Consider the following 22,157-nt stretch of genomic DNA (forward strand, 5'->3'; position numbering starts at 1 on the left):
CCGCCGGAAGCACCCGCTGGAAACACCTGCCCCGAAGCACCCAGGAGAGGACGCGACGAGCCCATGACCTCCCAGACCGCCTCCGGCGTCGTCGGCTCCGGCCTCAGCGCCGCCGGCCTCGCCGAGATGCTGCACGAGCCGCTCGACGGCACCTTCTTCCCGCCCACCGAGGATGAGCAGGCCCCGGTCATCGAGGCCGGGCTGGAGCCGATGCTGGTCGTCGCCGGCGCCGGCTCGGGCAAGACCGCGACGATGGCCGACCGCGTGGTCCATCAGGTCGCCGCCGGCGCGGTCAGCCCCGACGAGGTGCTCGGGGTGACCTTCACTCGCAAGGCCGCCGGCGAGCTGCGCGAACGGATCGTGGCCAAGCTGCGGCGCCTGGAGCAGAAGGGGCTGCTGAACCCGGCCGATCTGCTGCCCGAGGGCTCGGCGGCCGCCGCCGTCGGGGCCGGGGGACTGGTCGAGCTGCTGGCGCCGACGGTGGCGACCTACCACTCGTATGCGAACTCGCTGGTGCAGGAGTACGGGCTGCAGCTGGGTCTGGAGCCGGAGACCACGATGATCAGCGACGCCGATGCGTGGCAGATCGTGATGCGGCTGGTCGAGGAGCATGAGCCCTCGGACCCGCAGAAGCTGGTCGATCTGGAGGTCAGCCCGCGCAGCCTGGCCAGTCAGGTGCTGAAGCTGGTCGGCGACTGCAGCGAGCACCTGATCGAGGATCTCGACGTGGTGCGCAGCTTCCTGGACGCCGAGATCGCCCGCGTCGACTCGCTGCCGTGGGGCAAGTCCGGCAATCGGGACAAGCAATGGGGCGCGGCCGAGGACAAGCTGCTCGACAACCTGACCATCCGCCGGATCGTCGTCGACCTCGCCGAGGAGTACCGCCGGCAGAAGGCCGAGCTGAAGGTCATGGACTACGGCGACCTGCTGGTCCACGCGGTGCGCATCGCCGGAAGCACCACCGCCCGTGGGGCCGAGCAGGAGAAGTACCGGCTGGTCATGCTCGACGAGTTCCAGGACACCTCGCACGCCCAGCTGGAGCTGTTCTCCCGCCTCTTCGCCGGCGTCGAGGGCATCGGCGTCACCGCCGTCGGCGACCCGAACCAGTCGATCTACGGCTTCCGCGGCGCCTCGGCGGGCCAGCTGTTCAGTTTCCTGGACCGCTTCACCTGGACCGAGTCGGCGACGACGGCGCGGCGGGTCCCGCAGCAGCTGCAGCTCACCCGCGCCTGGCGGAACGGGCAGGTCATCCTGGACGCGGCGAACCGGCTGGTCGAGCCCTTCCGCGAGCACCAGCCGCGCTGGGCGCCGTCGTGGAAGCGGCATAAGCAGGAGCAACGGCGGATCGCCCGGCTGCGCGCCGGCAAGGGCCACCGCGGGGCGGTGCGGTTGGGCTGGTACGAGACCGGCGACGCCGAGGCCGCCGCCGTCGCCGACCAGCTCGCCGCCGAGCTCGCCGCCGGCGAGGAGTCCGGCGAGCGGCCCACCGCCGCGGTGCTCTCCCGGAAGCGCAGCCACCTGAGCACGGTGGCCGAGGAGCTGGCCCGCCGCGGAGTGCCCTATGAGTTTGTCGGACTCTCCGGGCTGCTCTCCACCCCGGAGGTCGTGCAGGTGATCGCCTTCCTGCAGGTCATCGCCGACGCCTCGCGATCGGATGCACTGATCCGGATCCTGGCCGGGCCGAAGTACCAGGTGCCGCCGCGGGATCTGATGCGGCTGAACCGGATGGCCTCCTCGCTGGTGAAGCGTCGCGAGAAGCGGGCGACGCGGGATGCCGAGGAGCGCGCCGCGGGCGAGGCCGGTGCCGCCGGCAGCTCATCGGGCGACGACGTCGACGCCGCGGCCCCGGCCCAGGAGGTCGCCGAGATGGCCTCGCTGGTCGAGGCGCTGGCCCAGCTGCCGGAGGAGTCCGAGCACGGTGACCTGGAGGGCTTCAGCGCCGAGGGCCTGGCCCGGCTGCGCGCGGCCCAGCGGGATCTGCAGCGGCTGCGCGGTGCCGCGGGCCTGGATCTGTCCTCGCTGATCGAGCGGATCATCGAGGACACCGGGCTCGGCGTCGAGGTCCTCGCCCGGCCGGGGGAGGAGCAGCACACCGCCACCCGCCAGCTGGATGCGCTGATCCAGCACGCCGAGTCCTTCGTCGCCCAGGCTCCCGGCCGGGCGGATCTCACCGGTTTCCTGGAATGGGTCGACGCTGCCGAAGACCAGGAGAACGGGCTCAACCAGGCCCCGGTGGAGCCGACGCCCGGGGCGGTGCAGCTGCTGACCGTCCACGCCTCGAAGGGGCTGGAGTGGGAGGTCGTCGCCGTCGTCGGTCTGCGCGAGGGGCAGTTCCCTTCCGACCGCTCCGACCAGTGGCTGGGGAAGAACGGCCAGCTGCCGTGGCCGCTGCGCGGGGACGCCGAGAGCCTGCCGCAGTGGCAGAGCGACCAGGAGACGGTGGCGATGTGGTCGGCTGCGGCCTCCTCGAAGCCGCCGAAGGGCTATAAGCAGGCCGAGGCCGAGCGCCTGGGCATCGACGAGTCCCAGGTGAAGTCCTTCAAGGAGCAGGTCGCCGAGTTCTCCCGGCAGGAGGAGCGACGGCTGGCCTATGTGGCCGTCACCCGGGCGGAGCGGCTGCTGCTGGCCACCGGGGCGCGGTTCTACGGGGCGACGAAGGGGGATCTGCCGTCGGCGTTCCTGCGCGAGCTGGCCGAGGTCGACGGCGTCGAGTGGCTGACCGATCAGGACGAGGAGACCGGCGAGTCCCGGGAGCTGCGGCTGCCTGAGGAGGTCGCCGATCCGCTGCTCGAGGAGTTCGACGACCCGGACGCCGAGGCGATCGCCAAGGAGTTCACGAATGAGCCGAACCCCCGCGGTGCGGAGAAGCTCGGCGTGGACTGGCCGATCGACCCGTTGGCGACCACCCCGGTGCGCCGCTACGCCGAGCGCCGCTTCGCCGACCAGCCCTGGCGCGCCCCGGAGCTGGAGCCGGTCGACGACGCCGAACCCGCACCGACCACGCGCCGTCCGGCGGTGGAAGCGAGCCTGCAGGACGTCCGTCGCGCAGTCGCCGAGGGCGTGCAGCCGGATCCGGCCAGCGAGGTCGAGCAGGAGGCCCAGTGGGTGGTCGACCGGTTCCTGGCGGCCCGTCGGCCCGTCGGCCGGCCTCATATGCCGCAGAACCTGAGCACCTCGCGGTTCGTGGAGCTGGAGAAGGACAGCGCCGACGTCGCCCAGCAGTACCTGCGGCCGGTGCCGAAGAAGCCCTCCCACGTCATGCGACGGGGCACGGCGGTGCACGCCTTCATCGAGGACTTCTACGGTCACAAGGCCGGCCTCGACGGCGTGGAGGACCCGCTGGAGGGCGACCAACACCTGGACGAGGCCTTCGGCATCGCCGAGGTGCGCGAGGCGCTGGAGGTCTCGCCGTGGGGGAGCCGGCAGATGGCGGCGATGGAGATCGCGATGAAGACCTCGCTGGACGGGGTGACGATCAGCGGGCGCATCGACGCGGTCTTCGGCACCACCGCCGACGGCGACGACGTGCTCACCGCCGACTTCGACCGCTGGCAGATGCTGCCCCGCGACGAGCGCAACGCGCTGATGAGCCGGTGCAGCTGGCACCTGGTCGACTGGAAGACCGGGCGCGTGCCCAAGGGCGAGGACCTGCGGAACAAACAGCTGCAGCTGGCGATCTACCGGCTGGCGTTCAGCCTGAACTACGGAGTGGACCTGGGGCAGATCCAGGCCTCGTTCTACTACGTGGATCACCGCACACCGGTGCATGCGGAGAATCTGCCCGACGCTGACCAGCTGCGGCAGATCATCCGCTCGGCGCGGCGACACTTCGCGGAGTGAGCGGCAACCGCGTCAGTTCGTGCGATGCTGAGGCCTGAGGCTTCGTTAGGGAAGGAGACATCGGATGCCGACAGAAGAGCAGCTTGCGTGGGACGCGCGTGTGCGACAAACGGCATTCGACTGGCTGAACCAGATGACAGGCGGCCAGCAGACCACAATCACGTGGCAAGACATTCTCAAGTTCAAAGAGATGAACCCATGGGGTGTGGTCCTGGCGAACCGTCAGCGGGGGATCTTTAAGCCCAAGGAGATGGTGGGTGCGCTCTCCCTTAAGAGCTCTCCTCCTCGTAACCGGAATGACCGCCCATTCGTCTACAACGACGATTATTCAGAAGAGGGGTATCTCCGGTACAGCGAACAAGCCTCACAGGACGAGGACAATGCCAACGTTCGGCGAGCGTATGAGCACCGGCTTCCCATGGTGTACCTCAAGGGCATAGCCGAGGGGATATACCGTGCGACTTTCCCCATCTACGTAATTGGCTACGACTCCAAGCAGCGTCAGTATCTGATCGACGTGAGTGGCGCGAACCCGGATACGGGGCGAGTGGACTTCCAATTCGCAGCAAAGAGTGAAGTCGGAAAAAGCTATGTTTCACGAACAGTCGAGGTTCGCGAACACCAGCGCGATTTTCGTGCATTGGTGATGACTGCATATCGAACCACCTGTGCGGTATGCGCATTGAAGCACGGTGAACTACTCGACGCCGCCCACGTCATCGGCGATCGGGAAGCGGGCGGAATTGCCGCGGTGAAGAACGGTCTCGCCCTGTGCAAGATCCACCATTCAGCCTTCGACAGTCACGTCCTGGGTGTGGATCCGGATTACACAGTGCACATCCGCGAAGACATCTTGCACGAAATTGACGGGCCAATGCTGAAGTATGGACTTCAGAGCCATCACGGGCAGAGGCTGCGTGTTGTCCCGGAGAAGACCCCCGAGCGTCCCCAGCGTGAACTGCTTGCTCACCGGTTTGAGCAGTTCAAGGCGGCTGTCTAATCCCAGGGGCTGTCATCGAGTCTCTGGGGTGGGGAGCCCTCCGCGGGGGAGTCAGTGTATTCACAACGCCGCGTCGTTGACCTGGAAATCTGCGGCGCTCGATTTCAGCTCCCGCGGAATGTGTCGAATGTGGTGTGAGGCGTGAGTGGCAGCTGCCCACCGCTGTACAGCGTGGGGTATCCAAGTGCAGCGGAGTGCTAGAACCTGTCGAGCAGCTCTGCCTTCTTCGACGCGAATTCCTCGTCAGAAAGAACTCCTGAAGAATGTAGCTCGCCAAGCTTCTTGAGCTGTTCAAGCGCATCGGCCGATTCGTTGGAAGGCGCAGGGGCTGTCGGTGGTGTCGCCGTTGGCGTATCCAGAGAATCCAAGACGCCGCGACCGGCCGTCTCGAGTCCAAGTGCCGATTTGTCATCGGTGCGTCCCACGGACCCCGTAGCCTTCAACGTGTGAACTCGCTTGTCCGTTACGAGCGTAAGGAATATCGTTCGCTTCTCGTTTGAAGCGAGATAGTTGATTCCCCCTGTGGCCAGTCCCGTAAGTGCACGACCACCGGCGCTCTTGTCCTGGACCTGGAAGGAGTGTTTGATTGATTTCAGCTTTTCGTACGGGGTCTTCTTCGAGATGAAGGGGCAACTCGAACGTACCCACGGTCGTAAATTTCAACCGTCGACCCGCCGAAAGACTGCGTTATCACGAGGTTGCCAACCTTCTCGCGCGCCCGTAGCGCTCGCGCATCGCTCTCTTCAGCGGCCTTCTTCGCGTCCGCAGCGACTTTGGCCCAGAACCCCTGTTTCTTGCCAGATCCCGGCGAGGTGTCTTCGCTCATGTCCCTATTATGCCTATGGAACGGAGCGCTGCAACTGCCAGAATGCGTGGTGATCGCCTGGTCCAGGCGTTCCTGAGGTTGCGTCGATATGGGTTGTGAACTCCACCCAAACCCCGAAGTTCACGTAACGCTTAGCGCTGTCAGTCGCCCCTTCACCCCCGCACTGGCTTCAGCACCGGCTGTCCGGGGTGCGCGCGGCGGGCCAGAACCACCGCATACATCGTGATGGCCACGCCGATGACCGCCGCGATCGAGCCGACGTAGCTGGGCGCCCGCAGGCCCCAGTCGAGGTCGATCACGGCCGCGCCCATGGCCGCACCGAGGGCGTTGGCGGCGTTGAACGCCGAATGGTGCAGCGAGGCCGCCAGCTGCGGCGAGTTCGGGGTGGCGTCGATCAGGTGGGTCTGCATCGCCGGGCCGAGGGCGGAGGCGGAGACGCCGACGAGGAACAGGAAGAGCAGCGCCGGTACCACCACGTGCGCGGTGGCGGCGAAGAGCACCATGAACACCGCCACCAGGCCCATCGCCAGCACCACAGTGCCCAGCACGGTCTTGTCCGAGCTCCAGCCGCCCAGGAAGTTGCCGCAGACCATGCCGAAGCCATAGAGCCCCACGACCCACGGCAGATACGACGCATCCAGGCCGGTCACGTCGGTCATCACCGGCGAGATGTAGGAGTACAGCGCGAACATCCCGGAGAAGCCGATCACCGAGAGCCCGATGCCGACCCACAGCCGCCGGTTGGCCAGGCCCTTGAGCTCGCCGCGCTTCGAGGCCGAGGCATGCGGCTCCTGGCGCGGGGTCAGCGTGGCCACGGCGATCATGGTGATCACCGCCAGCAGCATCACGATGGCGAACATCCAGCGCCAGCCGAACTGCTGGCCCGCCCAGGTCACGATGGGCACACCGATGACATTGGCGACGGCCAGACCGCCCATCACCACGGCGATCGCCCGGGAACGCTTGGTCGGCCCGGCCAGATGCGCGGCCATCAGCGCGGCCACGCCGAAGAACGCCCCGTGGGGCAGCCCGGAGATGAAGCGGGCGACGAGCATCAGCTCGTAGTTCGGCGCGATCAGGCTCAGCAGATGCCCGACGGTGAACAGCCCCAGCAGGATCAGCGCGTAGCTGCGCCGCTCGCGGGTGGCGCCAAAGAGTCCCAGCACCGGAGCGCCGACGACGACGCCGAGCGCGTAGGCGCTGATCAGCAGTCCGCCCTGCGAGCGGGTGACGCCCAGATCGGCCACGGCCTCCTGGAGCAGCCCCATGATCGCGAACTCGGTCGTGCCGATCGCGAAGCCGCCGGTGGCCAGCGCGAGGATCGCCAGCACCACCTGCTTGCGCGAGAAGCGCGGAGCATCGGTGACCAGCGGGGCGCCGTCGTGGTCGGGAGTCTGGGTCGAGGTTGCCAAGCAGCAGCCCTTTCATCGGTCGTCGGAGCGATCGCCTGCCCGGCGGATCGCAGCGTCAGAGTCGGAGCCGTGGCACGGCTCGGCCCCGCACACCGATGTGCAGCGCAACAGTCCCCAACCGACGCGGCGGGGACGCCATTCCCCGCACACGCCCGATGAGAGACAGATCAAACGGAGCCCGCCGACGCCGCGGCCGGACGTCGTCGCGGAGACCACGGCCGGCCCGGGGAGCGAGTCGGCCGCGGCAGGGGAGCGGGCCTCAGGACTTCGGCGGGCGCAGACCCGGGAAGGTCGAGTAGACCGAGTCGGAGGTGTCCGTCAGCCGGCTCGGCCGGGAAGACGACGACGGCGCCTCCGGTTCGGACGTCGCGTCCTCCTGCTCCTCCTGCTGCGCCGGCTCGGCCGCGTCCTCCGGCTCCTCGGCGGAGTAGGAGCTCTGCGACGGGAAGAAGCGCTTCTCCCGGGCTCGCCGGTCGGCGTCCTCGTCGGGGGCGATGGGAAGCTCCCCGGTGATCGGTCCGGTGGTCTCGGTGGTCTCGGTGGTTTCGGCGTTCTCAGCGGACTCGGCGGTGTGCTCCGGCTCCTCTGCGGCGACGGCGGGGAACGCGCCGGTGGGCTGCTCGTCCGGGGCGAGGGCGGCGTCGCCGTCGTCGGGCGCACCGGAGCCCAGCGGCGGGATCTCGCCGGTGGGCTGCTCCTCGGCCGCCGCAGGCTGCTGCGGGCGCGGCACCGGTGCCGTGTGCTGGGCGCCCTCGTCCGCCACGGACGGCGAGCGCTCGGCGTCCGGTTCGGACTGCGGCCGGGGCTCGGTCGCCGGCGCGGCCGTCCCGGCGGAGGAATCGCCCGCTTCCTCGCCCGTTTCTTCGTCGGCTTCCTCGAGCGGTGCGTCGTGCTCGGGCTCGTCGGCGCTGGCGTCGGTGATCACGGCCGGCTCGTCGTCGCCGACGCCGGAGTCGGACCAGTCGCCGGTGTCGGCCACGGTGGCCGCCGCCCCGGGGCGGGCCACCGGCTTCGAGTCCTGCGTCCCGGCGTGCCCCGCCTGGTCGGTCTGACCACTCGCACCGGCCGGGTCGACGGCGTCGGTCGGTCCGGTGTCCGGCGAGCTCAGCGAGATCGGCTGCCCGCCGTGGGCGAGGACGTCCTCCTCGAGCTGGCGCAGCAGCTCGCGGGCCTCGTCGACCATCTCCTGGTTCTCGGTGGCGTGTCCGCGCACGAGCCACTGGGCCAGGGCGAACTCTGCCGAGAGCGCCGCCCGGCGCATCAGGTGCGGGTCCGAGGGCCCGCGGCGGTGGGAGCGGTAGGCGGCCAGCACCGCGTCGGAGAACTCCACCTCCGGCGAGGCGGTCAGCCAGGCGAAGTCGGCGGCCGGGTCCCCGATGTGCAGGTCGGTCCAGCCGGTCACCGCGACCACGCGCTGCTCGTCGATCAGCAGAGCGTCCTCGTGCAGATCGCCGTGGGTGACCGTCGGGGTGAAGTCCCAGAGCTCGCGCTCCTCCATGGCGTGCTCCCAGCGGCGCAGCAGCGTCGAGGGGATCTGGCCAGTGGTCGCGGCCTGGTCGAGCTCGTTGAGCCGGCGCTGGCGGAAGCGCTCGGCGGAGTAGCGCGGCAGGTCGGCGTCGTCGACGACGTTCTCGTCCAGGTCATGGATCGCGGCGATGGTGGCGCCGATGTCGTCGATCATCTCGGCCGGGCCGCGGTTGAGCTCCTCGAGCTCCGCCGAGTCCCCGGGCAGGTGGTTGTAGACGAAGGTGCGCAGCTCGCCGCGGCGGACGGCGCCGGCCACCGAGGGCAGTCGGAAGGGCAGCTCCGCCCGGATGCCGGTGGAGAAGCCGCGCAGCACCTGCAGTTCGGTCTCCAGGCGCATCGCGGCCTCCTGGTGCTGCGGCGAGCGCACGCGCCAGCGGCCGCCCTCGACGTCGACGACGATCGCCGAGGTGAAGTCCCGCGCATCGTCGGCGGCCGCGGCCACACCCGTGGGGGAGAGTCCCGGCACGGCGGCGGTGGCCATCGCCGCCAGCTCCATCGAAGTCCATCGCACGCACCCCAGCGTATGGGACGTCACCGGCGACGGCACGATGGGCCACGGTGTTTCCCCGAAATCGCCTCCCCGGCGGCGGTCCGACGGCGGTCCGGCGACCGTCGACGGCGCGCCGCGGACGCGGATCATCCGGGTGGCCGTCAGGGAGGGCGCCCGGGAGCGCGGCAGGGAGTGTGTCCGGGCTGGAAGAATCGCAGGCATGACCGACTCCGCCGTGCCCGCGGGCTCCTGGATGCGCCGCCGCCAGGTGCCGCTGTACCTCGCCGCGCTGGTGGCCGGCGCCGTCGTCGGACTGGCCGCGCCGTCGCTGGCCGGCGTCGCCGAGGTGCTGATCCACCCGGGGCTGGGGCTGCTGCTCTACGCGACCTTCCTGGAGGTCCCGGCGGCCGCCGTCGGGCGTGCCGTGCGCGACCGTCGCTTCCTCGCCGCGGCGCTGGGCGTCAATCTGCTGCTCGTCCCGCCGGTGGTGTGGCTGCTCTCCCGGCCCGTCGCCGACGATCCGGCGGTGCTGCTCGGCGTGCTCTTCGTGCTGCTGACCCCGTGCGTGGACTACGTCGTGGTCTTCGCCGGGCTGGCCGGGGGAGCGCAGGAGCGGCTGCTGGCGACCACGCCGCTGCTGATGATCGGGCAGATGGCGCTGCTGCCGCCGGCGCTGTGGCTGCTCGCCGGGCCGGAGGCGCTGGCCACGCTGTCTCCGGAGCCCTTCCTGGCCGCCTTCGTGCTGCTGATCGTGCTGCCGCTGGCGGCGGCCTGGATCACCCAGGCCGCCGCGCGGCGCACGCGGCCGGCGGCGGCGCTGGCGCAGGCCGGATCCGGGGCGATGGTGCCGCTGATGATGCTCACCCTGGCGACGGTGGTGGTCTCGCAGATCGCCGCCGTCGCCGATCAGCTCGCCGCCCTGCTGCAGGTGATCCCGCTCTATGTGCTCTTCGCGGCGATCATGGTCGTCCTCGGCCTGGCCGTCGGGCGGCTGGCCGGTCTGGACGTCGCCGGCCGGCGGGCGGTGATCTTCTCCGGGGCGACGCGCAACTCGCTGGTCGTGCTGCCGCTGGTGCTCGCTCTGCCGGACCGGTTCGCGCTCGCCGCACTGGTGGTGGTGACCCAGACCCTGGTCGAGCTGGTGCTCCTGGTGCTCATGGTCCGGGCGGTGCCGCGGCTGGTGCCGCAGCGCCTCAGGGGCAGGGGATGACCCAGCAGTAGAACGGGTCGCCGGCGGCGGTCACAGTGGACAGCAGGGTGGCCACAGATGTCAGGAGGTTCATCGGACCTCTCCTCTCGGGGGATGCGAGTGTGATGGCGAGACGGTCAGTCTCCGGTGCCAGTCTCCTGCAGGACGGTGACGGGGACCAGACCTGCCGGCTCCCCTCGGGTGACCGGCAGGTGACCATCCGGCGGCCCGACGGCGGCGATCGATGCCGGTGTCGTCGCCGACGGTGCGTAGGATGCCTGCTGTGATCCCGGAGACGACCGCCGCGCCGGAGAGGCCGAGGAAGGGCCGCTGATGGACCCTGTGCTGCCCCGCATCGGCCGCTCGCTGCGCCGCCATCTCAGTGCGCCGCCGCTGAGCTGGCGCACCCGACTGATCATCTGGGGATTCCTGGTCGCGTATCTGGCGCTCGAGCTCGCCTCGGCGCTGGGCATGTTCGGCGAGACCACCGCCGGCGTCGGCCGGGACGGCTTCGCCGAGGTCGCCGTGGTCGGGCTGCTGATCGTGCTGGCCTCGATCTCCGCGCCGGCCGGGGCGCTGCTGATGTTCGTCTTCGCCTTCGGCACCGTCGCCGACTGGTACCCGATGAACTTCGCGATGGGCTTCGTGTTCATCGCCGCCTGCCTGGCGCGCACCGCGACCTGGGGCTTCACCGCCTTCAGCGCGATCCTCTACCTGGTCTGGGCCGCGGCGGTGCTGCGCGTCGGCCATCCGGTCGCCGTCGTGCTGGTCTCCTTCTTCCTGGTGCTGCTCGGCACCACCATCGGCTGGTACTTCCGCGCCCACGACGCCCGGGTGCGGCGGATCGTACAGGACCTGGACCGCCAGGCCGAGATCCGCGAGGAGGCCGTCGCCGCCGAACGTCGACGGATCGCCTCGGAGATGCACGACGTCGTCGCCCACGGGATGACGGTGGTCGCCATGCAGTGCTCGGTGCTGGAGATGCTCGACGAGCCCGAGGCCCGCCGCTCGGTGCAGCGCACCATCCGGGAGGCGGCCGGCCAGTCGCTGGTGGATCTGCGGCGGCTGCTGGTCGCGCTGCACGGCAGCCAGCGGTCCGACGGCGCGGACGCGCCCGACGGCGGCGAGGGCCTGGACGCGCTGCGGCGCTTCGGCGAGCGGCTCGAGGAGGGCGGCTACACCGTCCGGCTGCGCCTGGAGGCGCCCGAGGACCTGCAGCGCTCGCTGGAGCTGACCGTGCTGCGGGTGGTCCAGGAGTCGGTGACCAACATCCTCAAGCACGGCCCGGGCGAGGGCGAGGTGTCCTTGGAGGTCGTCGCCGAGGACGGGCAGATGCGCGTCGAGGTCTCCAGCCCGATCCCGGATCAGCAGGCGGAGCGCAACACCGCCGGCGCCGGGATGGGGCTCGCCGGGATGGAGGAGCGTCTGCGCGTCTTCGAGGGCACGCTGGGCTGGGGCCCGGCCGACGGACGCTGGCTGGTCTCGGCGAGGCTGCCGCTGCGCGGACAGGGCTGAGGCTCCGGAGGGCCGGCTCCTGCACAGCCGCGCTCCGGATGCGTCGGGGGCGCATCGGAGCGATACGCTGGAGGACATGCACGTCGTCAGCTCGGCCCTGGATGAAGGCCCTCTCGCTCTGCCGCAGACCGGCCACCGGATCGACCGGCACGACGCCGATCGGCAGCGCGAGGACTGGCTGGCCGAGGTCTGGCGGCGCCCGGAGACGCGGGTGCTGCGGGTTGCCGGAGACCGGGTGCGCCGCACCGCGGACGGCGCGCGGCCGGTGCTGGAGCCGGCGCGCGGCGAGCTGCCGGACGGAGCCGTCTACCTGGGCGAGGTGCCCGCGGCCGATCTCGCCGTCGATCCCGCCGCCGACGCGTCCGGCGGCGTCCACGTCCTCGCCGTCGAAGAGCCGGAGGACGACCACGCCGACGCCGCCGCGGAGATGGTCTCGACGATCATGCTGCGCCGCGACGCCGCCGAGCTGGCCGCCGTCGACGCCGGGCTGCTCACCCAGGCCGTCGCGATCCTCGCCTGGCACCGCGCCGCGGGCTTCTGCGCCGCCTGCGGAGCGGCCACCGAGATCCGCAGCTCCGGCTGGATGCGCGCCTGTCCGCAGTGCGGCGCCCAGTCCTTCCCGCGCACCGACCCGGCGGTGATCACCGCCGTCGTCGACCGCGACGACCGGCTGCTGCTGGGCTCGGCGGTGCGCTGGGACGCCTCCCGCTACTCGACCTTCGCCGGATTCGTCGAGGCCGGCGAATCGGTCGAGCAGGCCGTCGCCCGCGAAGTCGCCGAGGAGGCCGGCGTCGACGTCGTCGAGGTCCGCTACCTGGGCTCGCAGTCCTGGCCGTTCCCGCGCTCGCTGATGCTGGGACATCTGGCGGTGGTCGACGACGCCGAGCGAGCCGTCGCCGACCGCGAGGAGATCCGCCACGTCCGCTGGTTCACCCGCGAGGAGCTCGCCGCCGAGACCGCCGCCGGCCGGATCGGGCTGCCGCCGCGCTCGTCGATCTCCCGGGCGCTGATCGAGCACTGGCACGGCGGCCGGATCGATGACGCCGGTCCGCGCACCGGCCCGCAGCCGGCGTCCGACAGTCGAGACCGCAGCCGAGACCACCGACGAGACGAAGGGGGCGATCGCCGATGACGGCGTCCGCGCAGCCCGCAGGAGCAGACGCGCAGGCGGCACAGCCGCCGGAGGCGGTGCTCGCCGGACTCGACGACGAGCAGCGCGAGGCCGCGGCGACGCTCACCGGGCCGCTGTGCATCCTCGCCGGCGCCGGCACCGGCAAGACCCGGGCGATCACCCACCGCATCGCCTACGGGGTCCGCTCCGGGGTCTACGACCCGCATCGGCTGCTGGCGGTGACCTTCACCGCCCGCGCGGCCGCCGAGATGCGCTCGCGGCTGAACTCGCTGGGCGCCCCCGGAGTGCAGGCGCGGACCTTCCACGCCGCCGCGCTGCGCCAGCTGCAGTACTTCTGGCCGATGGCCATCGGCGGGACGATGCCCGAGATCCTCGACCACAAGGTGCGGCTGCTCTCCGAGGCCGCCCGGCGGCTGCACATCACCACCGACCGGGCCGCGCTGCGCGATCTGGCCTCGGAGATCGAATGGGCCAAAGTCTCCACGCTGACGCCGGACTCGTACCTGGAGGTCGCCGCCGGCCGCGCCGAGCCCGGGGGAGTGGACCACCGCACCTTCGCCAAGCTGTACCAGTCCTATGAGGACGTGAAGCTGGACAAGCACCTGATCGACTTCGAGGACGTGCTGCTGCTGATGGTCGGCATCCTCGAGGACGACGAGCGCGTCGCCGCCCAGGTCCGCCAGCAGTACCGGCACTTCGTCGTCGACGAGTACCAGGACGTCTCGCCGCTGCAGCACCGGCTGCTCGACCTCTGGCTCGGCGGCCGCGACGAGCTCTGCGTGGTCGGCGACGCCGCCCAGACCATCTACTCCTTCACCGGCGCGACGCCGTCGTACCTGCTGGAGTTCACCCGCCGGCACCCCGAGGCGAAGGTGGTCAAGCTCGTCCGCGACTACCGCTCCACGCCGGAGGTGGTCCAGCTGGCCAACGGGCTGCTGACCGACCGCACCCGCGAGCAGGCGAGCCTGCAGGCGCGCAGCCGCGACACCGGCGAGACGGTGCCGGCCTGGCCGGACCCGCTGCGGCTGGTCTCGCAGCGCGAGCACGGCCCGGACCCGCAGATCACCCTGCACGATGACGACGACTCCGAGGCCGCCTGGATCGCCGACCAGATCGCCGGGCTGCAGCGCTCGGGGGTCTCGCTGGGCGAGGTCGCGGTGCTCTACCGCACCAACGGCCAGTCCCAGGCGATCGAGCAGGCGCTGGCCAAGGTCGGAGTCTCCTATCAGCTGCGCGGCTCCGAACGGTTCTTCTCCCGGCGCGAGGTCCGCGAGGCCATCGCGGCGCTGCGCACCTCCTCGCTGGTGGCCGAATCCGAGGAATCGGTGCCCAAGACCGTCCGCGACATCCTCTCCGCCCACGGCTGGCGCCGCGAGGCCCCGGAGTCGACCGGCGCGGTGCGCGAGCGCTGGGAGTCGATGGCCGCGCTGGTCTCGCTGGCCGACCAGCTCGACGCCGAGCGCGAGGACTTCACCATGCGCCAGTTCCTCGCCGAGCTGGAGGAACGCTCGGCCGCCCAGCACGCTCCGACGGTGGAGGGCGTCACGCTGGCCTCGCTGCACTCGGCCAAGGGACTGGAGTGGGACGCGGTGTTCCTCGCCGGGCTCTCCGAGGGGCTGATGCCGATCACCTTCGCCAAGGAGCAGCGCGAGATCGACGAGGAACGGCGGCTGCTCTACGTGGGCATCACCCGTGCGCGGAAGTACCTGAGCCTCTCCTCGGCCCGGTCGCGGCACAGCGGCGGCCGCGGGCGGCGCAGCCCCTCGCGGTTCCTGCGCCCGCTGCGCCGCGAGCTCGGGCTGGAGGAGCCGACGCGGAAGATCGCGCCGTCGTCGGGACGGACGAATCCGAATTCGCGGGTGCGGAAGTCGACGGCGACCTGCTCGAGCTGCGGGGAAGTGCTGACCACAGGCACCGAGGTGAAACGACGGCGCTGTGCGGACTGCCCGGCCCGCTACGACGAGGAGCTCTTCGAACGGCTGCGCCAGTGGCGGGCCGAGCAGGCCCAGAGCCTCGAGGTGCCGGCCTTCGTGGTCTTCACCGACGCCACTCTGGAGGTCATCGCCGAGCGGCGCCCGACCACCCGCGCCGAGCTCCTCGAAGTCCCCGGAGTGGGGGAGCGGAAGCTGGAGAAGCACGGCGAGGCGCTGCGTGCGGTGCTCGAGGGCCGCGGCTGAGCTGGTCGCGCGGGCCGCTCAGCCCTGCGGGTTCCGCCAACCGTAGCTGACGCCCTCGAGGTAGGCGTCGGCGGCTACGGTGTGCGGATAGGCCGCCACCAGCCGCTGGAACTCCGCGCCGTGATCCGGTGCGATCAGGTGCGCCAGCTCGTGGACCAGCACCGAGTCCTGGACCCAGACCGGCATGCCGCTCAGCCGCGAGGACAGCCGGATGGTGCCCTCCAGCGCCGTCGTCGACCCCCAGAGCGTGTTCTGCCGGTCCGACCAGGTCACCGACCGGACCTCGGCGGGATCCAGCAGCCCGCCGAAGTACTCGGCGACGAGCTGGCGCGCCCGCCGCATCAACTCGTCCTCGGAGCGCTCGCCGCGGGCGGCGCGCCGCTCCAGCTTCTGGCGGAAGGCCCGGGCATGGCCGTCGACCTGCCGGCGGGTCAGCCGCATCGGCACCTGCAGTCGGAGCACGCCGTCGACCTGGTCGGCCGAGACGGTGCGGGTCCGCCGGGAGGAGCGCACCACGATCACCGGATGGCCGTCGACCTCGACCTGCTCGGTCTCGCGGCGAGTCTGCGCCGGCTTCCGCCCGGACCCGCTCCCGGAGCGCGGGCGCCCGCGGGAGGATGACGAGGAGGCCATCGACGCGGCGCTCAGGAGGTCGGAGAGCCGCCGGAGCCGCCCGGGCGGTCGAAGTCGTCGCCGGACTCGCCGGACTCGCCCGACCCGTCGGCGTCGCCGGCGTCCTCGTCCTCGGCGGAGGCGCCGGACTCGGACGGGCCGTCGTAGCCGCCGGCGAGCAGCTTCTCCAGCGCCTCGTCGAGCTCGGCCGACTCCGCCTGCCGCTCGGCGCGGCGACGGTGGAAGCCCTCGGGGTCGTCCAGGTCCTGCTCATCGGGCTGCACGTCCGGGTGCGACCAGACCTCGTCGCGGCCGGACAGGCCGTCGGCGGTGCGCAGGTGGGCCCACAGGGCGGCGGCGTCGCGCAGCCGGCGGGGGCGCAGCTCCAGGCCGACCAGCGAGGCGAAGGTCTCCTCGGCCGGTCCGCCGGCGGCCCGGCGGCGGTTCATCGTCTCGCGCAGCGCGCCGAGCGACTCGAGGTGCTCGGCGGCCTGGCTGACGACGTCGTCGACCCAGCCCTCGACCAGTGCCAGCGTGGTCTCGATGCGGCGCAGCGCGGCATCCTGCATCGGGGTGCGCTCGGAGGAGAACAGCCCTTCGCCCATGATCTGCTGCATCGCCTCGGGGTTGGTCGGATCCACCTGCGAGGCGGCCTCCTCGATCCGGCCCATGTCGATGCTGATGCCCGCGGCATACTGCGCGACGGCGTTGAACAGGTCCTGCTCCAGCCAGGGCGCGTGGGTGAACAGCCGCATCCGGGCGGCCTCGCGCAGCGCCAGGTAGAGCACGATCTCCTGGCGGTCGACCTGCAGGCCCTCTCCGAACTCGGCGATGTTCTTCGGCAGCAGCGCCAGCGTCCGGCCGGCCAGCGGCAGGCCGATGTCCGAGGCGGAGTGGACCTCCTTGGCGAGCTCGCCGACCGCCTGGCCGAGCTGCATGCCGAAGGCCATGCCGCCCATCTGCTCGAGCATGCCGGTGATCTGCTCGGAGCCGGCGCCGCCGAGCATGCCCTGCATCTCCGGCGGCAGCCCGGCGGTGAGGTCGCCCTGCTCGCCGAGCTGATCCTTCATCGTCTGCGACAGCGCGGAGGAGACCGACTCGGCCACCGGCTCGGTCAGCCGCTGCCAGGAGTCGAAGGTCTCCTCGATCCACTGCGCCCGCGACCAGGCCTTGCCGAGCTGGCCGGTGGAGGCGAAGGTCGTCGCCGCGTCGAGCCACATGTCGGCCAGCCGCAGCGCCTCGTCGATCTCCCGGGACTCGCTCGGGGAGACGCTGGGGTCGTCGCCGGAGGCGGCCTGGCGGGCGGCGTTCTTGGCCATCGACCAGTTCACCGGACCCTGCCGGTCCTCCTCGGAGGAGTTCTGCATGGCGCTGAACATCGCCTGCACCTGACCCATGATCTGCTGCATCATCTGCGGGTCCATGCCCGACATGCCCATCTGCGAGGGGTCGAAGCCCTGCGCGCCGGACTGGCCGGACTGCCCGGAGCCGGGCGTGCCGGTGAAGCCGATCGACGGGCCCTGCGACGAGTCGCCCGTCCCGCTCTGATTCCCGGAGGGGTCGGAGCCGAAGAGCTGCTTGAACAGCTCCTCCATGGGGTTCTGCGGGTCCTCGCCGTCGCCGTCGCGGCGCTCGGAGTTGTCGCCATTCATCGGGTGCTCCCTGACTCGTCGCTGACCATGGGTCTGTGGAGTCTCCAGGGTATCGAGCCGTCGAGCACGGTGTCCGCTCCACGGGCCCGAGTTCGCGCTCGGTGGACGGGAGGCGGCACGGCGCCCGCAGCCTGCCCGAGCCGGACGCCGCGGCATGGCCGACGGCGCGTTCGTCCCGTCATGGCCAGGATGAGACAATATCCTTCGATCACCATGACAGACCAGCATCAGTCGCCGCGTGCGGCGCAGCCTGCGCCGCCGGCCCAGGATCCCGGCCTCGCGCCGGCCTCCGCCGCGCCCGGGTCCGAGGCCTCCGAGGACCGCCCCGCCGACGGCGTCCCCGGCCCGCCGCGCCGTCGTCGCGTGCGCCGCGGCGTCCAGCTGGGCGCCGGCGCCTCGGCGCTGCTGCTGGGCGCGGCGTCGCTCTCGGTGCCCAGCGCCTTCCTCATCGAATCGCCGGGGCCGACCTTCAACACCATCGGCGAGACCGACGGCGACCCGATCATCACCGTCGACGGCGCCCAGACCTACGAGACCGACGGCAACCTGGATCTGACCACGGTCTACGTCAACGGCCAGCCCACCTCGACGGTCCGCGTGCCGGACATGATCCGCGGCTGGTTCGACCCGTCGGTCGACGTCGAGCCGCATGAGCTGGTCTACCCGTCGGGCACCTCCGCCGAGGAGGTCGAGCAGCAGAACGCGCAGGCGATGACCAGCTCCCAGGACCAGGCGGTGGCCGCCGCCCTGGACGAGCTCGGCATCGAGTACTCGCAGCGCCTGGAGGTCGTGGAGTTCACCGACGGCGCGGCCGAGTCCGGCGCCGACGACGTGCTGCAGATCGGCGATGAAGTCGTCGCGGCCGCCGGCGAGCCGGTGGCCGGCGTGCCGGGACTGCGCGATGCGGTCACCGACGCCGCAGGTCAGCCGGTAGGATTGGACGTGATCCGGGACGGCGAGCGGCAGGAGGTCGACGTCCCCACCTACGAAGAGTCGGACGGCCAGCACTACATGGGCGTTCTTCTGCAGGGGCGTTTCGATTTCCCGGTCGAGGTCGACATCCGGCTCGACGACGTCGGCGGGCCCAGTGCGGGGATGATGTTCTCGCTGGGCGTGATCGACACGCTCACCGACGGATCGATGACGGCGGGGGAGCACTGGGCCGGAACCGGCACAGTGGAAGCTGACGGCACGGTCGGCCCCATCGGGGGCATCGCGCAGAAGGTCCGCGGGGCCGCGGCCGAGGGCGCGGACCATTTCCTGGCCCCGGCCGGGAACTGCGCCGGGCTCGACGGACGAGTCCCCGCCGGCATCGACGTCTACAGCATCGAGGGCGTCGGCCAGGCACGGTCGATCGTCCAGGCGGTCGGCGACGGCGACGAAGCCGCGCTGGACGCCGCGGAGACCTGCGGATGAGCGGTCCGCCGGCCTCGAGCACCACGCAGCATCACTTGAAGCACTGAAGCACCGACGAGCACACCCACGACGCTGTGGGCCCCTCGGGGCCGCGGCAGAGGCGAGGAGAGGGTAGACGTGAGTTTCTCCCAGGGATTCGGTTCCGCGAACCCCTTCAGCGGCGGAGGCCTGTTCGGCTCCGGGAACGACGACGACAGCTCCGGAGGCTCCGGCGGCGGGCGAGGAGGCGACGGCGGCGGCTCGAACAGCGCGCGCAGCGGCTCGCGCCGGCCGTCGGCGCTGACCCTGACGATCATCATCATCGCCCTGCTCATCGGGGCGTTCATGATCTTCTCGGGGTTCTACGCCGAGATCCTCTGGTACAACCAGGTCGGATACTCCGACGTCTTCTGGACCGAGCGGCTGGCCCGGATCAGCGTCTTCGCCGCCGGATTCGTGGTGATGGGCGCCTTCGTCTGGCTGAGCCTCTTCCTCGCCTTCCGCCATCGCCCGCAGACCCTGGGCCGGCAGGTCAACGAGTCGGTGCAGCGCTATCAGCGCACGCTGGACTCGATGCGCCGGCTGTTCATGATCGGCCTGCCGGTGCTGATGGGCTTCTTCGCCGGCACGGCGGCGTCGGGCGCCTGGGACACGGTGCTGCTGTTCTTCAACCGTGAGCCCTTCGGCGACAGCGACCCCGAGTTCGGCCTCGACTACGCCTTCTACGTCTTCAACCTGCCGTTCATCGGCTTCCTGACCGGCTTCCTGGTCTCCGTGGTGCTGGTGGCCGGCATCGCCGGCATCATCTGCCACTACCTCTACGGCGGCATCCGGATCGAGCCCAACGGACGCTTCATCATCGAGAAGGCCGCCCGCTGGCACATCGCGGTCACCGCCGCGCTGTTCGTGCTGCTGCAGGGGGCGAACTGGTGGCTGGACCGCTACTCCACGCTGCAGTCGCAGGACGGCGACTGGGCCGGTGCGATGTACACCGACGTCCACGCCGTCATCCCCGCCCAGGCCATCCTCGCCGTCGCCGCCGTGCTGGTGGCCGCGATCTTCATCGTCACCGCGGTGACCGGCCGCTGGCGGTTCTCCATCATCGGCGTCGCGATGCTGCTGGTCACCGCGATCGTCGGCGGGGCGATCTACCCGTTCCTGGTGCAGGAGTACCAGGTGCAGCCGTCGGAGCGGACGCTGGAGGAGGAATACATCCAGCGCAACATCGACACCACCCGCTACGCCTACGGACTGCAGGACATCAGCCAGGACAGCTACGACGCCGACGTCACCGCCGAGGAGGGCGGGCTGAGCGAAGACTCGGCCAACACGCAGAACGTGCGTCTGCTGGACCCGAACCTGGTCAGCGCCTCCTTCGGGCAGCTGCAGCAGTTCCGCCAGTACTACCAGTTCCCGGACACGCTCAGCGTCGACCGCTACTCGGTCGACGGCCAGATGGAGGACACCGTCATCGCCGCGCGTGAGGTGAACGTCGCCGACGACGCCTCCTGGGTCAACGAGCACCTGATCTACACCCACGGCTACGGACTCGTCGCGGCCAACGCCTCCTCGGTGACCCCCGAGGGCCGGCCGGACTTCACGCTGCAGGGCATCCCGACCCGCGGCGAGCTGGCCTCGGACGAGGACTACGAGCCGCGCATCTACTTCGGGGAGAACGCTCCGGACTTCTCCATCGTCGGCGCTCCCGAGGGTGCGGACCCGATGGAGCTGGACCGTCCGGCGTCGGGCCAGAACGAGGAGGACGCGACCTACACCTTCGACGGCGACGGCGGCCCGTCGGTGGGCGGCCTGTTCAACCGGCTGGTCTATGCCATCCAGTTCCAGTCCCCGGAGATCCTGCTCTCCGGCGACATGAACTCCGAGTCGCAGATCCTCTACGATCGCGATCCCCGGCAGCGTGTGGAGAAGGTCGCGCCGTTCCTGACCGTCGACCAGAACGCCTACCCGGCGATCGTCGACGGCCGGGTGAAGTGGATCGTGGAGGGCTACACGACCTCCGACGACTTCCCCTACTCCGCGCAGCAGCAGCTCGAGTCGGCCACCACCGACTCGCTGACGCAGGGCCAGTCGGTGCTCTCCGGCCAGGTCAACTACATGCGCAACTCGGTGAAGGCCACCGTCGACGCCTACAACGGCTCGGTGGACCTCTACGCCTGGGACGAGGAGGACCCCATCCTCCAGGCCTGGCAGAAGGTCTTCCCGGACGCGCTGCAGTCCTATGAGGACATGAGTGCGGAGCTGATGGACCACGTCCGCTATCCGGACGACATGTTCCGTGTCCAGCGCGAGCTGCTGGGCCGGTACCACGTCACCGACGCCGGGGCGTTCTACGAGGACAACGACGCCTGGTCGGTGCCGGACGACCCGACGGAGGACGACGACTCGGTGAAGCAGCCGCCGTACTACATGACGCTGCGGATGCCGGGGCAGGACGAGCCGAAGTTCTCGCTGACCTCGACGTTCATCCCGCAGGTGACCGAGGGCGCCCAGCAGCGCAACGTGCTCTACGGCTACCTCTCGGCCACCGGCGACGCCGGCACCGGTGAGGACGGAGTGAAGAGCGAGGACTACGGACAGCTGCGGCTGCTGGAGCTGCCGCGCGACACCGCGGTCCCCGGACCGGGCCAGACGCAGGCGAACTTCGACTCCAACTCGGTCATCTCCCAGGAGCTGAACCTGCTGCGCCAGGGCGCCTCCGAGGTGATCAGCGGCAACATGATCACCCTGCCCGCCGGCGGCGGCATCCTCTACGTCCAGCCGGTCTACGTGCAGTCCACCGGCACCACCTCCTACCCGCTGCTGCGGAAGGTCGTGGTCTCCTACGGCGAGGAGGTCGGCTTCGCCGACAGCCTCGACGGCGCGCTGGACCAGATCTTCGGCGGCGACTCCGGCGCCGAGGTCGCCGACGGCGCCGGCGTGCAGGGCGAAGAGGTCGAGGAGGAGGCCGGCGTCGACGGCGAGGGCGAGGGCGACTCGTCCGACTCCGGAGACTCCGGCGAGACCTCGGGCTCCGAGGAGTCGCCGTCGCCGTCTCCGGACGACTCGACCCCCGCGCCGACCGGCCCGGCGGGCGAGCAGCTGCAGGACGCCCTGGATCGGGCGAACCAGGCCATGCAGGACTCCCAGCAGGCGCTGCAGGACAACGACTTCGCCGCCTACGGGGAGGCGCAGGACGAGCTGCAGCAGGCTGTCGAGGACGCCATGGCCGCCCAGGAGGAGATCGACGGCGGGTCCGGCGACTCGGGAGGCTCCGGTGACTCTGGAGGCTCCGAGGACTCCGGCGGCGAGTGATCTTCCGCCGCTGAGTACGGCCGGTCGACCGGCATGAGAAGGGCCCGGGAGCTGACTGCTCCCGGGCCCTTGCTCGTC

14 protein-coding genes are annotated in these 22,157 nt (G+C 70.8%); 8 read left to right on the plus strand and 6 right to left on the minus strand.

Features of this window, described 5'->3' with window-relative positions; all coding sequences use genetic code 11:
* Positions 1-63: 63 nt before the first annotated feature.
* Together ABD652_RS01240 and ABD652_RS01245 are read left to right on the plus strand one after the other, a co-directional pair.
* The gene (locus ABD652_RS01240; protein WP_344717380.1) at positions 64-3,840 is read left to right on the plus strand and encodes an ATP-dependent DNA helicase; all 3,777 of its coding nucleotides are present in this window, start codon (positions 64-66) and stop codon (positions 3,838-3,840) included.
* A gap of 64 nt (positions 3,841-3,904) precedes the next feature.
* Entirely contained in the window at positions 3,905-4,840 is a 936-nt protein-coding gene (locus ABD652_RS01245) for an HNH endonuclease (RefSeq protein WP_344717381.1), read from the plus strand.
* 197 nt (positions 4,841-5,037) lie between these two features.
* On the opposite strand, the gene ABD652_RS01250 is transcribed toward ABD652_RS01245, so the two are convergent.
* The 4 genes from ABD652_RS01250 to ABD652_RS01265 form a co-directional block, all read right to left on the minus strand.
* Positions 5,038-5,265: an SHOCT domain-containing protein gene (locus ABD652_RS01250; RefSeq protein WP_344717382.1), complete on the minus strand. Its 228-nt coding sequence runs from the start codon at positions 5,263-5,265 to the stop codon at positions 5,038-5,040.
* A gap of 167 nt (positions 5,266-5,432) precedes the next feature.
* Positions 5,433-5,666, minus strand: a complete 234-nt coding sequence (locus ABD652_RS01255) for a hypothetical protein (RefSeq protein WP_344717383.1) — start codon at positions 5,664-5,666, stop codon at positions 5,433-5,435.
* 152 nt (positions 5,667-5,818) lie between these two features.
* Entirely contained in the window at positions 5,819-7,078 is a 1,260-nt protein-coding gene (locus tag ABD652_RS01260; protein ID WP_344717384.1) for an MFS transporter, read from the minus strand.
* Between the two features lie 259 nt (positions 7,079-7,337).
* Complete coding sequence (locus ABD652_RS01265) at positions 7,338-9,116, minus strand: phosphotransferase (RefSeq protein ID WP_344717386.1); 1,779 nt, start codon at positions 9,114-9,116, stop codon at positions 7,338-7,340.
* 199 nt (positions 9,117-9,315) lie between these two features.
* Here ABD652_RS01265 and ABD652_RS01270 point away from each other — a divergent pair, with 199 nt between their 5' ends.
* The 4 genes from ABD652_RS01270 (at position 9,316) to ABD652_RS01285 (ending at position 15,108) form a co-directional block, all read left to right on the plus strand.
* Entirely contained in the window at positions 9,316-10,305 is a 990-nt protein-coding gene (locus ABD652_RS01270) for an arsenic resistance protein (protein WP_344717387.1), read from the plus strand.
* 312 nt (positions 10,306-10,617) lie between these two features.
* Positions 10,618-11,799 carry a sensor histidine kinase gene (locus tag ABD652_RS01275; RefSeq protein WP_344717388.1) on the plus strand — a complete coding sequence of 394 codons (1,182 nt, stop codon included), beginning with the start codon at positions 10,618-10,620 and terminating at the stop codon, positions 11,797-11,799.
* Positions 11,800-11,875: 76 nt separating this feature from the next.
* A complete protein-coding gene (nudC, locus tag ABD652_RS01280; RefSeq protein ID WP_344717390.1) occupies positions 11,876-12,931 on the plus strand; it encodes an NAD(+) diphosphatase in 1,056 nt (351 codons plus the stop codon).
* Complete coding sequence (locus ABD652_RS01285) at positions 12,928-15,108, plus strand: ATP-dependent DNA helicase UvrD2 (RefSeq protein ID WP_153143426.1); 2,181 nt, start codon at positions 12,928-12,930, stop codon at positions 15,106-15,108. The genes nudC and ABD652_RS01285 overlap by 4 nt, the downstream gene beginning before the upstream one ends.
* An 18-nt stretch (positions 15,109-15,126) precedes the next feature.
* Here ABD652_RS01285 and ABD652_RS01290 read toward each other — a convergent pair whose 3' ends face one another.
* The gene (locus ABD652_RS01290) at positions 15,127-15,741 is read right to left on the minus strand and encodes a M48 metallopeptidase family protein (protein ID WP_344717391.1); all 615 of its coding nucleotides are present in this window, start codon (positions 15,739-15,741) and stop codon (positions 15,127-15,129) included.
* An 11-nt stretch (positions 15,742-15,752) separates the two neighbouring features.
* Complete coding sequence (locus ABD652_RS01295; protein WP_344717392.1) at positions 15,753-17,372, minus strand: zinc-dependent metalloprotease; 1,620 nt, start codon at positions 17,370-17,372, stop codon at positions 15,753-15,755.
* Between the two features lie 213 nt (positions 17,373-17,585).
* On the opposite strand from ABD652_RS01295, the gene ABD652_RS01300 reads away from it, so the two are divergent.
* Positions 17,586-18,788, plus strand: coding sequence for a YlbL family protein (locus tag ABD652_RS01300; protein ID WP_344717394.1), 1,203 nt, complete (start codon positions 17,586-17,588; stop codon positions 18,786-18,788).
* Positions 18,789-18,905: 117 nt separating this feature from the next.
* Positions 18,906-22,079 (plus strand): UPF0182 family membrane protein, encoded by a 3,174-nt coding sequence (locus ABD652_RS01305; protein ID WP_344717396.1) that lies wholly within the window; start codon positions 18,906-18,908, stop codon positions 22,077-22,079.
* Positions 22,080-22,157: the final 78 nt, after the last annotated feature.

This window comes from Nesterenkonia halobia, from assembly GCF_039536005.1.
Lineage (GTDB): Bacteria > Actinomycetota > Actinomycetes > Actinomycetales > Micrococcaceae > Nesterenkonia > Nesterenkonia halobia.